Source organism: Mycobacterium basiliense, assembly GCF_900292015.1.
GTDB lineage: Bacteria > Actinomycetota > Actinomycetes > Mycobacteriales > Mycobacteriaceae > Mycobacterium > Mycobacterium basiliense.
The window spans coordinates 2,829,253-2,843,157 of sequence record NZ_LR130759.1 but is presented as its reverse complement, the minus strand read 5'-3'; the positions used below and the strand labels follow the sequence as shown (position 1 = coordinate 2,843,157).

The window sequence follows — 13,905 nt, the reverse complement described above, 5'->3', positions numbered from 1 at the left end:
GACAAACTTGCCAAGTTAGTACAATCCCCATTTATTCCGTGCGCAATGAATTGGATTCCAACCACTGGTGACGCGCCGATCTGAATGAATAGTAAATTCACCGGAATACGAATTAAGAAATTGGGTATGTGCAATCGATTTGGGCGGGACATCCCGTAGAGTTCCGGTTCAACACCGTTTGCTTCGAAGGCAATTCGGCGCTACCGGCGTTGCGTCTTCGGCCGGGAGGTGCGGTGGGGATCTGAGTTGGCACCGTGTCTTTGGCGCTGTGTAGCTGGCGCTCGGATCGCGTGACTCTTTGTTCGTACGTAATGGGTGAGAGGAATCGTGATGTCGTTTGTAGTTACAGTGCCGGAAATGGTGACGGCGGCAGCAACGGATTTGGCGAACATTGGCTCGACGATGAGTGCGGCTAATGCGGCGATGGCGATTCCCACGACCGGGATATTGGCGGCAGGCGCCGACGAGGTCTCGGCGGCGATCGCGGCGCTGTTCGGTGCCCATGCTCAGGCCTATCAAGCCCTGAGCGCGCAGGCCGCGATGTTTCACGAGCAGTTCGTGCGAGCGATGAGCGCGGGCGCGGGGGCCTATGCCAGTGCCGAAGCCGCCAACGCCTCGCCGATGCAGACCGTGCTTGACGGGGTGAACGGGCAAACCATGGCGATATTCGGGCGTCCGTTGATCGGCGACGGCGCCAACGGCGCACCGGGCCAGGCCGGCGGGGATGGCGGGTTGTTGTTCGGTAACGGCGGTAACGGCGGCGGCGGCCTAGCCGGCCAACCGGGTGGGGCCGGCGGGGCCGCGGGGCTGATCGGCAACGGCGGCAACGGCGGCGCCGGCGGTTCGGGGTCGAACGGACTGGTTGGCGGCAACGGCGGCGCTGGTGGGTGGCTGATCGGCAACGGCGGCAACGGCGGAGTCGGTGGCGTCGGCTCCGCCGCCTTAGGCAACGGCGGGGTCGGGGGTGCCGGCGGCGCAGCTGCGGGGCTGTTCGGCAACGGGGGCATCGGCGGGGCCGGTGGGAGCGCCGAAGGCCTCAGCGGCGGCGCCGGCGGCGTCGGCGGCATCGGCGGCAGGATATACGGTGACGGCGGTGCCGGCGGGTTCGGCGGGATCGGCGCCGCCGACCCCAACGCGGCCGGTGGGGCCGGCGGGGCCGGCGGATCCGCTGTCGGGTGGTTCGGTCAGGGCGGGGCGGGGGGCGCCGGCGGGCCGGTAGTGCCCACCGCGGCCCTGGGCGGGTTCGGTGGGGCAGGTGGTGCCGGCGGCCATGGCGGACAACTGTGGGGCGACGGTGGCGCCGGCGGGCTTGGTGCATTCGGTATGCACGGCGGCGGTTCCGGCGGTTCCGGCGGCAATGCGGGAATGGTCGGTAACGGTGGCGGTGGCGGCACCGCTCTGGGCCTCGGCCACGGTGGCAACGGAGGCACCGGCGGCACGCTGATCGGCGACGGTGGCGCGGGCGGCGGCGCGACCATATCGGCCGCCGGTCACGGCGGTGATGCCGTGGGCCTCATCGGTAGCGGTGGCGCGGGCGGCGTCGGTGGGTCCTCCCCTGGCGGCGGCACCGGTGGGACTGGCGGGGATGGCGGCCACGGCGCCAAGCTGTTGGGCAACGGCGGCGCCGGTGGGGCCGGCGGAGCGGCCGGGGGCGGACTCGGCAACGGTGGCAACGGTGGCAATGGCGGGGACGCCGCGCTGTTCGGCAACGGCGGCGCCGGCGGTGATGCGGGCGAGTCCGGGAGCAGCCGGAACTTCGGCAACGGCGGTAACGGCGGTGACGCACAGTTGATCGGCAACGGCGGCAATGGCGGGCGCGGCGGCGTTAACGGGGCCGGGGGCAGCGGCGGCAACGGCGGGACGGTGGCCGGCGCGCCCGGGACTGACGGGGCCTAGCCGGCCCCGCTACGGTTTGCCGTTAGGCGAACGCCTCCACCGGCGGGCACGAGCAGATCAAGTTGCGGTCACCGTAGGCCCCGTCGATACGGCGCGTCGCCGGCCAGACCTTGGGCCGGAACGCAGCACCGAGCGGGTAGGCGGCCTCTTCGCGGGTGTACGGGTGATCCCAGTCGGCGACCAACAGCGACTCGGCGGTGTGCGGCGCACCGCGCAGTGGATTGTCGTCGGCTGGCCACTGCCCGGATCCCACCCGGTCGATTTCGCGGCGGATGCTGATCATCGCGTCGCAGAATGCGTCGACTTCGGCGAGACTTTCGCTCTCGGTCGGCTCCACCATGAGCGTGCCGGCCACCGGAAAACTCATGGTCGGAGCGTGAAAGCCGTAGTCTGCCAACCGTTTCGCGACATCGTCGACGGTCACGCCGGTGGACTTGGTGATGCCGCGCAGGTCCAGGATGCATTCGTGAGCGACCATGCCGTTCTCGCCGGTGTACAGCACCGGGAAGTATTCGTCGAGCCGCCGGGCAATGTAGTTGGCCGACGTGATCGCGGTCTGCGACGCCGTCCGCAGGCCGTCGGCGCCCATCATCCGGATGTAGGCCCACGTGATAGGCAAAATCGACGCCGACCCGTAGGGCGCCGACGCCACCGGATACCCCTGTGGCAGCTCCGGGGCGAACGGATGGCCCGGCAGAAACTGAGACAGATGGGAACGCACCGCCACCGGCCCCACTCCCGGACCGCCGCCGCCGTGTGGGATGCAGAAGGTCTTGTGCAGGTTCAGGTGACTCACATCGCCGCCGAACTTGCCGGGCCGGGCCAGGCCGACCAGCGCGTTGAGGTTGGCGCCGTCCACGTACACCTGGCCGCCGGCATCGTGCACGGCCGCGCAGATCTCGGCGATGTCGTGCTCGTACACGCCGTGCGTGGACGGGTAGGTGATCATCAACGCCGACAGCCGATCGGCGTGGTCGCTGATCTTGGCGCGCAGATCATGGAGATCGACGTCGCCGTTGTCATGACAACCCACCACGACCACCCGCATCCCGGCCAGCGCGGCCGAAGCCGCGTTGGTGCCGTGCGCGCTGGACGGGATCAGGCAGATGTCGCGTTGCGGCTCTCCCCTGCTGGCGTGGTACTCGTGAATCGCCAACAGCCCGGCGTATTCGCCCTGCGAACCCGCGTTGGGCTGCAGCGAGACCGCGTCGTAGCCGGTAATGGCCGTCAACCAGCTTTCCAGGTCGGCGATGAGCCGCCGCAGCCCCGGCGTATCCGATGCCGGCGCGAACGGATGCTGGCGTCCGAATTCCGGCCAGGTGATTGACTCCATCTCGGTAGCGGCGTTGAGCTTCATGGTGCACGAACCGAGCGGAATCATGCTGCGGTCCAACGCAATATCTTTGTCCGCCAGCGCGCGCAGGTACCGCATCATCGATGTCTCGGTGCGGTACTGGGTGAACGCAGGATGGGTCAAGAACTCCGAAGTGCGCGTGGCGATGTCGGCGCTGGCCGGTGCGGCGGCCGACACCCCGAAGGCATCCAGCACAATGGCCACCTGGGTGTCGGTGGTGACCTCGTCGCAGGCCACCGACACATGGTCGGCATCGACTCGCCACACGTTGACGCCACTGGCCTTGGCCGCCGCCAACACCTCGTCGGCACGCCCCGGCACCCGCGCCAGCACGGTATCGAAAAACCTGTCATGCACCACCGCGTCGCCCAGCGCGCCGGCGATGGTCTCGGCATGACCATGCACTCGTCGTGCAATGCCGACCAGCCCATCGGCGCCGTGATAGCTGGCATACATTGCGGCCATTACCGCAAGCAGCACCTGGGCGGTGCAAATATTGCTGGTTGCCTTGTCCCGACGGATATGTTGCTCACGGGTCTGCAGCGCTAGCCGGTAGGCCGAATTGCCGTCGCTGTCGACCGACACACCGACCAGTCGTCCGGGTAGCTGACGGGCGTGCTTGGCGTGCACGGACAGATAGCCGGCGTGCGGGCCGCCGAAACCCATTGGGACACCGAAACGCTGGGTGGTACCGAATGCGACATCGGCGCCAATCTCCCCCGGCGGCGCAACCAGGGTCAGGGCCAACAGGTCGGCGCCGATGGCCACCAGCGCGCCGCGGTCGTGGGCCTGCTCCACCAGCTGGGTCCAGTCGGTGAGCCGGCCGCTGGCTCCGGGCAGCTGGGCGATGACGCCGAAAAATTCACCCTCGGGCAGCCCATCCCGCAGATCGGCGGTGACGATCTCGATACCCAACGGCTTCGCGCGGGTGGCCAACACCACCGCGGTTTGCTCAAACACGTCGACGTCAACGGCCAGCCGCTTTGCCGGGCCGCGGGTTGCGCGCTGCATCAGGGTCATGGCCTCAGCTGCGGCGGTGCCTTCGTCGAGCATCGATGCGTTCGCGATCTCTAGGCCGGTGAGATCGGTCACCATGGTTTGGAAATTCAGTAAGGCTTCCAACCGACCCTGACTGATTTCGGGCTGGTAGGGCGTATACGCCGTGTACCAGGCGGGGTTTTCCAGGATGTTCCGCAGCAGAACCGGTGGGGTGATGGTGTCGTAGTAGCCCTGCCCGATCATCGACACGGCCACCGTGTTGGCGTTGGCCAGCGCACGCAGCTCGGCCAACGCCTCCGCCTCGCTAGCGGCCGGCGGGAGTCGGTCCAGGCCCGGTGCGGTGCCGGCGTCGGCGAGTTTGTCCAGGATGCCCTTCGGCACCGCCTTGGCGGCCAGGTCGTCGAGAGTATCGACGCCGATGACCGCAAGCATCGTCGCGACAGCCTGGGGGTCCAAGCCTATGTGGCGGTCTGCGAACGTGGAATTATCGGACACGGTGAACTCCTGACTGGGCACCAAGTGGCCTGCTAGAGGCCCTACAAGGCAGAAGGACTAGGGACCCTCTCCCTCTGTCTCTACCCGTACGTCAGGCGCCTGAGAGATTCGGCGCCGGGAGCTAGCCGGCACCTTTCCCCATCGGCGGGTGAGGACCGCTGCCGGTCACCACCGCTTTCCAGAGGCATCATGATCTCGCGCGGTCCCGGGTGCCTGAGAGGTTGGCGGAGAGGTCTTGCTCCTTCGGCGTCTGTAGCTGGCGGCTACAGCACTCTCCCGCGCGGGGTGATGCGGCGTCCAGTTTACTCGGCCCGCCGTGGGCCGCGCGCGTTCAGCCGATCTTGCGGTCGCGATGCTTGCGCCGCGATGCCAGTTCGTCTTCCGGTGCGGCGATCGATTCGCCGCCGTCAGCGCGTTCACCGTGGAAGTCCGCGATGACGCCGGTCAGCTCACGCATCGCGCCCGAGACGGCGATACCGAATACGCCCTGACCACCCTGGAGCAGATCGACGACTTCCTCTGCCGATGTGCACTCGTACACCGTCGTGCCGTCGGAGAACAAGGTGATGTTGGCCAGGTCCTGCACACCGCGTTGACGCAAGTGGTCGACGGCAACCCGAATGTTGTGCAGCGAGATGCCGGTGTCAAGCAATCGCTTGACGATCTTGAGAACCAAAATGTCCTTGAACGAGTAGAGCCGTTGGCTTCCGGAACCTGCCGCACTGCGGATCGACGGAACAACCAGCGAGGTGCGTGCCCAGTAGTCGAGTTGACGGTAGGTGATGCCGGCGATCTGACAGGCGCTCGGCCCGCGGTAGCCCACCAGCTCGTCGGGCACCGAATCATCGGGGAACAGCCCCGGCTGCACCGGCGCGTTCGCCGGCTCGCCGTTGGTTGTGTTGGTTGCGTGGCTCGCCAGATCCAGCTGTTCTTGACGTGGCTGCTCGCTCACGGTGCTTCCTCTCGCCGATCGCGCTCTTGTCACTAGCTGCGTCAATGGCTGCCGCTGCAACCACGTTTGCTCAGGCCCGAGTGCTTGAGAGCATACGCTGTTGGACCAAATCGGTCCGCCAGTTGGTCATCAAGTCGCCATCAAAGTATGGCCGGTGGGTGGCGTCGCGGGCGCTATCCGGCAGGCGTGTCGAGGTCGCATTCTGCGAGATGAGACCTGTCCGTAACGTTGGTGGCCCCGACGACATGCCGGTGGGGCCCCGCGCCGGGGATGCACCCGTGCGAAGCCTAGGTGGCCTTGAAATCGTCGGGTGACACGCTGTCGAGGAACTCTTTGAACTTCTCCACCTCGTCCTCGCGGACAGCGCTGCCGGTGTCTTCGTCGCCCTCGTCCGGAATCAGCAGACCGGCCTGGGCCAGCACCGCTTCCTCGACGTAGATGGGAACCCCGACGCGCAGCGCGATCGCCACCGAGTCGGAGGGACGAGCCGAAACCTTGACGTTGCGGTCGAAGATCAGATCGGCGTAGAAGGTGCCTTCCTGAAGGTCGACGATGCGCACTTCTTTCAGTGAATGCCCGAGCGCGGCAATGACATCCCTGATCAGATCATGCGTCAACGGTCGGGGCGGCTCGACGCCCTGTTGCTCCAACGCAATGGCTGCGGCCTCGGACTGTCCGATCCAGATTGGCAGATACCGGTCGCCGTTGGCCTCGCGCAGTAACAGCACCGGCTGGTTCTGCGGTTGCTCGACGCGAATGCCGACAACACGTACTTCGCCCATCTGTGTCCGCCCTCCGCACATGCCGCCGTGTCAGACCGTCGCTTGGAGCGACGACACGGTGCTGGCATAGCCGCCGAAGTCGTCGACACCAAGCGATTGGAGAAAGTCTAATCCTCAGCGGTGCAATACGTCGCGTACTGCCGACTTGATCAACGAGGTGTGCAAAGTTATGGCGAGCGCGGCGACCTCACGCGCCAAGTCGTCGGCCCGGTCACGCGCGCCGGTTTTGTCGGCCTTGACGAGCGGGCCGGCGATCTGGGCGATGAGGTCGGACTGACGGTCTGCTGCCGACCGGAAGGCACGCAGGTGCCGGGGCTCCACGCCGTAGTCGGCCAGCGCCCGAGCACATTGCAGGATTACCACGGCGTGTTCGTCGAAGAAACCGCCCGGTCCGGTGGTGATCACCCCCGCCTTTACCAGAGCGGTCAGTAGCTCATCGTCGACTCCGGAGCGTTCCAGCAGGTCTTCTCGGCTGAGCCGAATGCGGGTGGGCGATACCGACGCCGGGTCAGCACTGGCGTCGGATCCTGCTGTCCCAGTGCCGCTACCGGCGAGCGATACCAATCGCGGTACGCCGTAAGGAGATCCGACGGCCGGTAACTCGCCGTCAGGCAGGGCGTCAAGCTGCGCCCTGATGACCTTCAGCGGTAGGTAATGATCACGCTGAGCAGTGAGAATGAAGCGTAGCCGCGCACAGTCGTACGCGGTGAACCTCCGGTAACCAGATGCGGCGCGTTGCGGCGTCACCAGCCCCTCGGCCTCCAGGAAACGGATCTTGGAGATCGTGATGTCGGGATAGTCCGGTCGCAGCAGGTCCAAGACCGCCCCGATCGACATCCCGGCCAGCGCGGGGCTATCGGGTGCGCTCACTGGCCTCCGGTGCCCCCATCTTCACCCTGCCTGGGCCCGGTCAAGAAGACCAGGCGGAACTTGCCGATCTGAACCTCGTCGCCGTTTGCCAGAACGGCCGAGTCCACCGGCTCGCGGTTGACATAGGTGCCATTGAGGCTCCCCACGTCAACGACACTGAACTCGTTGCCTTCCAACCGGAATTCGGCGTGGCGCCGACTCACGGTCACATCATCGAGGAAGATGTCGCTGTCGGGATGGCGGCCCGCAGAGGTGATTGGCTGATCGAGCAGGAAGCGTGAACCTGCATTCGGTCCCCGTTTGACAACCAGCAACGCCGAGCCTGCCGGAAGCCCCTCCACCCCGGATACCGAACTCTCGGAACCCGCCTGTGCGGGAGCGTCCAATTCGTTGAGGAAGTCGGCGCGGAAGACCGAAGTCGTCTCCACGGTAACTTCGTCAGAAGTCTGGTCCCTGTCTCTTGCTGCGTCCATGTCCGTCACCCGCTGCTCCTCACTCGCCGCCGTGGCGTTGTCTGCCGGGCCGGTCGGCCGGTTTCCGTCTCTGTACTACCTTCAAGCTCGGTACTACCTTCAATAACGTTTCTTACCTGCTAACGCCGATGTCTCGACCGTACCGCGCAAAGTTCGGGTTCGGTCGGCAACGTGCCCACCACTGCAGGATCGTAAGCCCGAAACGTCGGCTTCTCTACGTTCGGGGCGCGGTCGGAATACAACCACGCAACGTTGGCAGGGACCTTAGCAATCGTCATTCGGTGACTGTGCCGCGGTAGGCCTCAGCGTCGAGCAGCGCCGCCAGGGCCGCCTCCAGCGCGGCCGGACTTTCGACCTGAAGGTCGAGCAGCCAGCCGGCCCCGTACGGATCCGAGTTCACCAGCTGCGGAGTGCCTTCCAGATCGCCGTTGACCGCGGTCACCTTGCCCGACAGCGGGGCATAGAGGTCCGAGACGGATTTCGTCGATTCCACCTCGCCGAACGCCTCCCCGGCGGTCACCTCGGCGCCGACGTCGGGCAACTGGACGAACACGACGTCGCCCATCGCCGACTGCGCGAAGTCGGTAATCCCGATCCGCAGACTATCGTCTGCGGTGCGGCGAACCCACTCGTGTTCGGCGGTGTAATGCAGATCCGGTGGGATATCGCTCACGGTAATCCTGTTCTGTTGGGTTTCGGTGAAGGCCGGTTGGCGTCGGTTGGGGTTCTCACTTAACGGGCTGAGCGTATTGGTGCGGTTTTGGTTGCCGCAAGGCGGTCACGTCTACCCGGTCCGCCTGCTGCACCGACATTCTGCCGCCGACACGTTTGATGCTGTCCTGGGCACCACCGGGAATGTTCATCGCCGCAGCTAACGTCGGCGGATCACCAATCGCCAGAATCGAATAGGGCGGAGCCAACGACTTGGCGTCGACGATCAGCGCGCCGGGACTGCCGACGACCCAGGTATCCACTCCTACCCGCACCGACTGCTGCGCATCGCTGATCTGGATCGCCTCGGCTCCGGCGGCGCGCAACTCGTTGACCACGTCAAGCATCGCTTCGGGCGCCACCCCTGGTCCGGGGTCATCGATCGTCACGATGACACCGGGCCCGGTGGCACCCACGGCACCGACCAGGATGGACAATGCGGCCAATCTGGCCTGGGCGCTTTCGATAGCGGCCTGATCGTTATTCCCGGACGCCTGCAACGCGTTCAGGGTGTTTTGTAGGTCGGCCACTTCGGTGTTGAGCGTGGCCTCGCGTTGCCGCAACGAATCCAGCAGCACCAACAGGTCGGCGGGACGCGCCGTTTCCAGCGAATCGCCGGACTCGGTCTGGCGAACCTGGGTCACAATGGCGACCCCCAAAACCAGGCATAGCAAGATCGCCAGCGTCCCGAACAGCACCCGGGACCGACCACCTCGCACCGACGTGGATACCCCCCGTTGTCGCAGGCGCCCGACCCTGGGGCGGGGATGATCGGCGGGCAGCTCGTGGCGACCTCGACCCGTCGGCTCGGGAGTCTTGGGCTCGGCCTTGGAGCGCCCGTGCTCGGTTGGCGCGCCATCGTTTTCGTCGTTGACGCCATCGAAATGGCCCTGGTTCACCCTGACCTCGTCTCCGTCATGCCCCGAACAGCCGGCGCCGCAGCGCCGCCGTATTGCCGAAGATGCGTATGCCCAGCACAACGATGATCGCCGTGGACAACTGCGTACCAACGCCCAATTGGTCGCCGACGTAGACGATCAGCGCCGCCACCAACACGTTGAACACGAATGACACCACAAAGACCTTGGGGTCGAAGATCCGCTCGAGGTAGGCGCGCAACCCGCCGAACACGGCATCAAGCGCGGCAACCACCGCGATCGGCAGGTACGGCTGGATGACCTCGGGCACGCTGGGGTGAAAGACCAAGCCGAGCACAATCCCCACGGCAAGGGCCGCGATACCGATCATGCTTTCCGGATTCCGATCTGCGTCGTTCCCATCGGGAGAACTCTCAGCAGCACTTCGCTCACTAGGGCCCAATCTGTTTGGCGAACTTGACATCTCGGTTCGATCCCGCCGGCAGCGCCAGACCGTCGCCAACGTCTACCCGGACGCCCACACCATAGGAGATCTCCAACAGCTTGAGACGACGCATACCTGGGCTTCGGTCGAAGACGTCTTGCATCGCGTGTGGCGGTCCGACCGCGAGGATTGTATAAGGGCTGCTGATCGGATTGTTGTCCACAAGGATCGCTCCCCCCGCCTGCCGGATGGTCACATTGGGTCCGATCCGGGAGTCATCGACCGAAATCGCCTCCGCGCCGCTGGCCCACAACGAGTTGACCACGAGCTGCAGGTCTCGGTCGAGAATGATTTGTTGGCTGCCGCTGACTCGCTGCTTGGACGCGTCGGAAAGGTTGGGGCTCACACCCGGGTCAGTGACGGTAACGGTCAACCCCGGCCCGATGACCGGGGTGCTGGCGCCCGCCAAGCTGAGTGCGTCGAGACCCGTCAGCAGCCGCTGGCCTTCGGCGTCGTCGGCAAGCGCGAGCCGCCGGACGTCGTCGACTTGGGCCGACAGCGCGGTGCGTTGTCGCGCCAACTTGGCCGCGGCGGCCTGCGTGGAACGCACGCTCGTGGTGAGCAGCTGCTGGGCGGCATGCACGCCGGGGGCTACCGAGCGGGCCTGCGCGACCGCGGCCGCGAATACCGCCGCGACCAGGGTCGCGGCCAACGCTTGCCACAGCCACCCGAACGCGCGAGCTCGGCCACCCCGGGGCTCTGCGGTTTGAGCACGCCTGGCGGCGGCCGCAGCGTATCCGGGATCGAGATGTTCCGATAGCAGCGCACGCAACAGCGACGGCACCGGAATGCGTTCGGGCCGTGGGGCGTGGGCGCGGTATCCGGCGTCGGGGTCATAACCACCGAGCAGCCGGCCTGACTCAGCCACGGTCACCCGCTCTACCGGCGACCGGCTGCTCAGTGCGGTGTTTGAGCTTGGGCATGCGACGCACCACCATCGTCATCTGCACCACATACAGCACAAATGCCCACAGATATGCGTACATGCCCCAGATCAGAAATGCCCAACCGCAGGCCTCGAGTACGTGGCTCCACAATGAATTCCACTGCCCCAACAACAGCACCGGGAACCCGACCATCAGTGCAAACGTCGCCGCTTTGCCGACGTAGGTGACTGGAAGCGCCGATAGCCCGCGGCTCCACAGCAGCGGCAAGGTCAGGGCCAGCGCGGCGTCGCGGGCCAGCAATGTCACCACGAACCACCACGGCACGATGCCGCTCAGCCCCAACACGATAGGCACGGTGATCATGTAGAGCCGATCGACGGCTGGGTCCAGCAGTACGCCTAACCGTGACGACTGGTTGAGCAGCCGCGCGATCTTGCCGTCGGCCCAGTCGGACACCCCGCTGAACACCAAGATCGCCACCGCCCAACCATTCGCATGAGCGACCAGCATCACGTAGACGAACACCGGGATCAGCCCCAGGCGGATGACGCTCAGCGCGTTGGGCACCGTCAGTACCCGATTCTGTGCGACCACCGGCTCCATGAGCGGTGACCTTAGCCCGGCGACGATACGGTCCGGTAAACAGACCGGTGCGGGGTCCTTCCGGCCGCCCTCCGGCGAAGAGCGCAGCGGACGATCGGGCCGGCTCAGCGGAAAACGCCGGGCAGGCTCAGCGTGGACAGGGTGTCATCCGACAGCGGGTTGTCGTTGACCATGTAGGTCCACGTCGAGGTGGGCCGGGCCAGTTTGGACAAATCCAGTCCCGGCTCGTCTTCGAGGACGTTCGCGGTTTCGAAGGTCTGCTGAGCCGCCTCGATCGCATCGGCGGCCAGCGAGGCGAACGCGTCTACCGCCATCCGGTGGAACTCATCGAGCGGGTTCTGCCGACCCAGCGCCCGCAAGTGGATGCTCTCGCGGATGTCGGCCAGATACGCCAGGTGATCGGCCCAGCCACGGTCGAGGTGATACAGCATGATCAGCCGGCAGATTTTCTCCAGACGATCCTCGGATAGTTCCTCGGACAACTCCTTGTACCGCTGCGGTGCCAGTTCGGCGAGTTCCGCACGCGCGGTTGGGGTACGCAACAAGGCGTCTCGTCGGTCGACGATGATGGCACGTTGCTGAGCGATCAACTGGTTGTACCGCCAAGTGTTTGCGTGCACGTCCAACATCCGGCCCTCGGCGACGCGCTGGGCGTGGTCGAGCAGCCCGGCGGCCTTCGGGCTGACAATCCGGCCGTCCTCGTCGGTTTCGGTGGGCAGCTTGTTCTGGTCGAGGTTGGCCGCCACCACATCGTCTTCCCAACTGGAAAAGAAAACCGACGAACCTGGATCCCCCTGGCGGCCCGCCCGCCCGCGCAATTGGTTGTCCAAGCGCTCGGTGTGATGGCGACCGGTGCCGACCACGTGGAGGCCGCCCAGCTCGGCGACCCGATCGTGGTCGGCCTCGTCGGAACCACCCAGCCGGATATCGGTGCCGCGCCCAGCCATCTGGGTTGACACCGTGACGGCGTCGAACTTGCCGGCCTCGGCGATCACGCCGGCCTCTTCGGCATCGTTTTTGGCGTTGAGCACCACCGCGGGAATGTTGCGGCGCAGCAGTCGCTCGTGCAACTCCTCGGACTCGGCAACGTCGCGAGTGCCGACCAACACCGGCTGGCCAGTCTCGTGCACCTCGGCGATGTGGTCGACGATCGCGTCATTTTTGGCCGCGGCCGTGATGTACACCCGGTCGGATTGGTCCTCACGAATGTTGGGAGTATTCGGGGGTATCGGCGAGACACCGAGCTTGTAGAACTGGCGTAGCTGCTCGCCGGCGGCCAGCGCGGTACCCGTCATGCCACATACGGTCGCGTAGCGGTTGATCAGCGCCTGCACGGTAATGGTGTCGAGCACCTCGCCGGTCTCGGTGGTCTCGATGCCTTCCTTGGCCTCCACGGCGGCCTGCAGCCCGTCCGGCCAGCGCTGCAGCTGCGCGATGCGCCCGCGCGATGAGTTGATCAGATGGACCGCGTCGTCGCGGACGATGTAGTGCACATCGCGCTGCAGCAGCACATGCGCATGCAGGGCGACGTTGACCTCGGTGAGCGTGGTACCGACGTGTTCCTCCGAGTACAGGTCAATGCCGCCCAGCGCCTTTTCGACTTTGCGTGCTCCCGCCTCGGTCAGATGGACATTGCGGCTGTCGGCGTCGGTGGCGAAGAACTCGTCGGCGTCCTTGTCGCTGACCAATTCACCGACCAGTTTGATGATCTCGAGCCGCGGTGTCTCGCGGTGGGTGGTTCCGGCCAGCACCAGCGGCACCAACGCCTCGTCGACCAGGACGGAGTCGGCTTCATCGATGAGCGCAACATCCGGATTGGGCGACACCAAGTCGTCGACGTCGGTCACCAATTGATCGCGCAGCACGTCGAAGCCGATTTCGTTTACCGAGGCGTAGGTGACGTCGCTGTCATAGGCCGCCCTGCGGGCTTCGCTGGTCGACTCCCCGGTTATCCAGCCCACCGTGAGGCCCATCGCTTCCAACAGCGGGGCCATCCATTCCGCGTCGCGGCGGGCCAGGTAGTCGTTGATGGTCACCACGTGGACATGCCGTCCGGCCAGCGCATACCCGGCGGCGGCGATCGCGCCGGCGAGGGTCTTGCCCTCGCCGGTTGCCATCTCGATCACATCACCGGCGAGCATGCGCAGCGCACCGAGCAGCTGCACGTCAAACGGCCGCAGCTCGGTGGTGCGCTCGGCTGCCTCTCGGGCGATCGCGAGGAACTGCGGAATGTCGGCCGAGTCTGCTAGATCGTCGAGGTTGAGCAGTCCCGCCGCCTTACGCAACTTTTCGTCACTAAGGTCGGCGGCTTCGCCGTCGTAGTCCGCTGAAGCGGTCACCTGAGCCAGGGACCGGTTTTGGTTCTTTTCCGTACTGGCGCCGAGCAGCCGCCAGAATCGGCCGCTCAGGCGGCTGGCCTGAGCGCGGGTGGTCTTGGGCACAGCCCAACGGTACGCGACCCCGGCAGGGTGTGAGCGCGTGCGTGTTTCGGCTGCGACAGGTTGGCCGCCGGCGTGCGTAT

12 protein-coding genes and 2 riboswitches are annotated in these 13,905 nt (G+C 65.9%); of the genes, 1 reads left to right on the top strand and 11 read right to left on the bottom strand.

The genetic code is table 11. The annotated features are described in order from the left end of the window. Positions 1-330: 330 nt before the first annotated feature. On the top strand, positions 331-1,896 hold the full coding sequence (locus MB901379_RS12075) for a PE family protein (RefSeq protein ID WP_158016913.1): 1,566 nt from the start codon (positions 331-333) through the stop codon (positions 1,894-1,896). Between the two features lie 22 nt (positions 1,897-1,918). On the opposite strand, the gene gcvP is transcribed toward MB901379_RS12075, so the two are convergent. The 11 genes from gcvP to secA2 form a co-directional block, all read right to left on the bottom strand. After that, the gene (gcvP, locus tag MB901379_RS12070; protein ID WP_158016912.1) at positions 1,919-4,744 is read right to left on the bottom strand and encodes an aminomethyl-transferring glycine dehydrogenase; all 2,826 of its coding nucleotides are present in this window, start codon (positions 4,742-4,744) and stop codon (positions 1,919-1,921) included. 64 nt (positions 4,745-4,808) lie between these two features. Beyond that, a riboswitch (glycine riboswitch) is annotated at positions 4,809-4,934 on the bottom strand. Then, positions 4,935-5,033, bottom strand: a riboswitch (glycine riboswitch). A gap of 42 nt (positions 5,034-5,075) precedes the next feature. Next, positions 5,076-5,696 carry a MerR family transcriptional regulator gene (locus MB901379_RS12065; protein WP_197717795.1) on the bottom strand — a complete coding sequence of 207 codons (621 nt, stop codon included), beginning with the start codon at positions 5,694-5,696 and terminating at the stop codon, positions 5,076-5,078. Between the two features lie 287 nt (positions 5,697-5,983). Then, positions 5,984-6,478, bottom strand: coding sequence for a bifunctional nuclease family protein (locus tag MB901379_RS12060; protein ID WP_158016910.1), 495 nt, complete (start codon positions 6,476-6,478; stop codon positions 5,984-5,986). 114 nt (positions 6,479-6,592) lie between these two features. Next, the gene (gene ftsR, locus MB901379_RS12055; RefSeq protein WP_158016909.1) at positions 6,593-7,348 is read right to left on the bottom strand and encodes a transcriptional regulator FtsR; all 756 of its coding nucleotides are present in this window, start codon (positions 7,346-7,348) and stop codon (positions 6,593-6,595) included. Continuing rightward, entirely contained in the window at positions 7,345-7,821 is a 477-nt protein-coding gene (gene garA, locus MB901379_RS12050) for a glycogen accumulation regulator GarA (RefSeq protein ID WP_408632378.1), read from the bottom strand. Before garA ends, ftsR begins: the two co-directional genes overlap by 4 nt. Before the next feature lie 274 nt (positions 7,822-8,095). After that, the gene (gene gcvH / locus MB901379_RS12045; protein WP_158016907.1) at positions 8,096-8,494 is read right to left on the bottom strand and encodes a glycine cleavage system protein GcvH; all 399 of its coding nucleotides are present in this window, start codon (positions 8,492-8,494) and stop codon (positions 8,096-8,098) included. Positions 8,495-8,549: 55 nt separating this feature from the next. Further along, a complete protein-coding gene (locus MB901379_RS12040; protein WP_232022116.1) occupies positions 8,550-9,314 on the bottom strand; it encodes a DUF881 domain-containing protein in 765 nt (254 codons plus the stop codon). 133 nt (positions 9,315-9,447) lie between these two features. Beyond that, positions 9,448-9,780, bottom strand: coding sequence for a small basic family protein (locus MB901379_RS12035; protein WP_085158732.1), 333 nt, complete (start codon positions 9,778-9,780; stop codon positions 9,448-9,450). A 61-nt stretch (positions 9,781-9,841) separates the two neighbouring features. Then, positions 9,842-10,762: a DUF881 domain-containing protein gene (locus tag MB901379_RS12030; protein ID WP_158016905.1), complete on the bottom strand. Its 921-nt coding sequence runs from the start codon at positions 10,760-10,762 to the stop codon at positions 9,842-9,844. Continuing rightward, on the bottom strand, positions 10,755-11,384 hold the full coding sequence (locus MB901379_RS12025) for a CDP-alcohol phosphatidyltransferase family protein (protein ID WP_158016904.1): 630 nt from the start codon (positions 11,382-11,384) through the stop codon (positions 10,755-10,757). Before MB901379_RS12025 ends, MB901379_RS12030 begins: the two co-directional genes overlap by 8 nt. A gap of 104 nt (positions 11,385-11,488) precedes the next feature. Beyond that, positions 11,489-13,825 carry an accessory Sec system translocase SecA2 gene (gene secA2, locus MB901379_RS12020; RefSeq protein WP_158016903.1) on the bottom strand — a complete coding sequence of 779 codons (2,337 nt, stop codon included), beginning with the start codon at positions 13,823-13,825 and terminating at the stop codon, positions 11,489-11,491. Between the last annotated feature and the right edge of the window lie 80 nt (positions 13,826-13,905).

Coding starts and splice junctions, on each gene's coding strand:
- MB901379_RS12075 (WP_158016913.1), top strand. CDS start 331: ATGTCGTTTGTAGTTACAGTGCCGGAAATGGTGACGGCGGCAGCAACG.
- MB901379_RS12060 (WP_158016910.1), bottom strand. CDS start 6,478: ATGGGCGAAGTACGTGTTGTCGGCATTCGCGTCGAGCAACCGCAGAAC.
- garA (WP_408632378.1), bottom strand. CDS start 7,821: ATGGACGCAGCAAGAGACAGGGACCAGACTTCTGACGAAGTTACCGTG.
- MB901379_RS12035 (WP_085158732.1), bottom strand. CDS start 9,780: ATGATCGGTATCGCGGCCCTTGCCGTGGGGATTGTGCTCGGCTTGGTC.
- MB901379_RS12025 (WP_158016904.1), bottom strand. CDS start 11,384: ATGGAGCCGGTGGTCGCACAGAATCGGGTACTGACGGTGCCCAACGCG.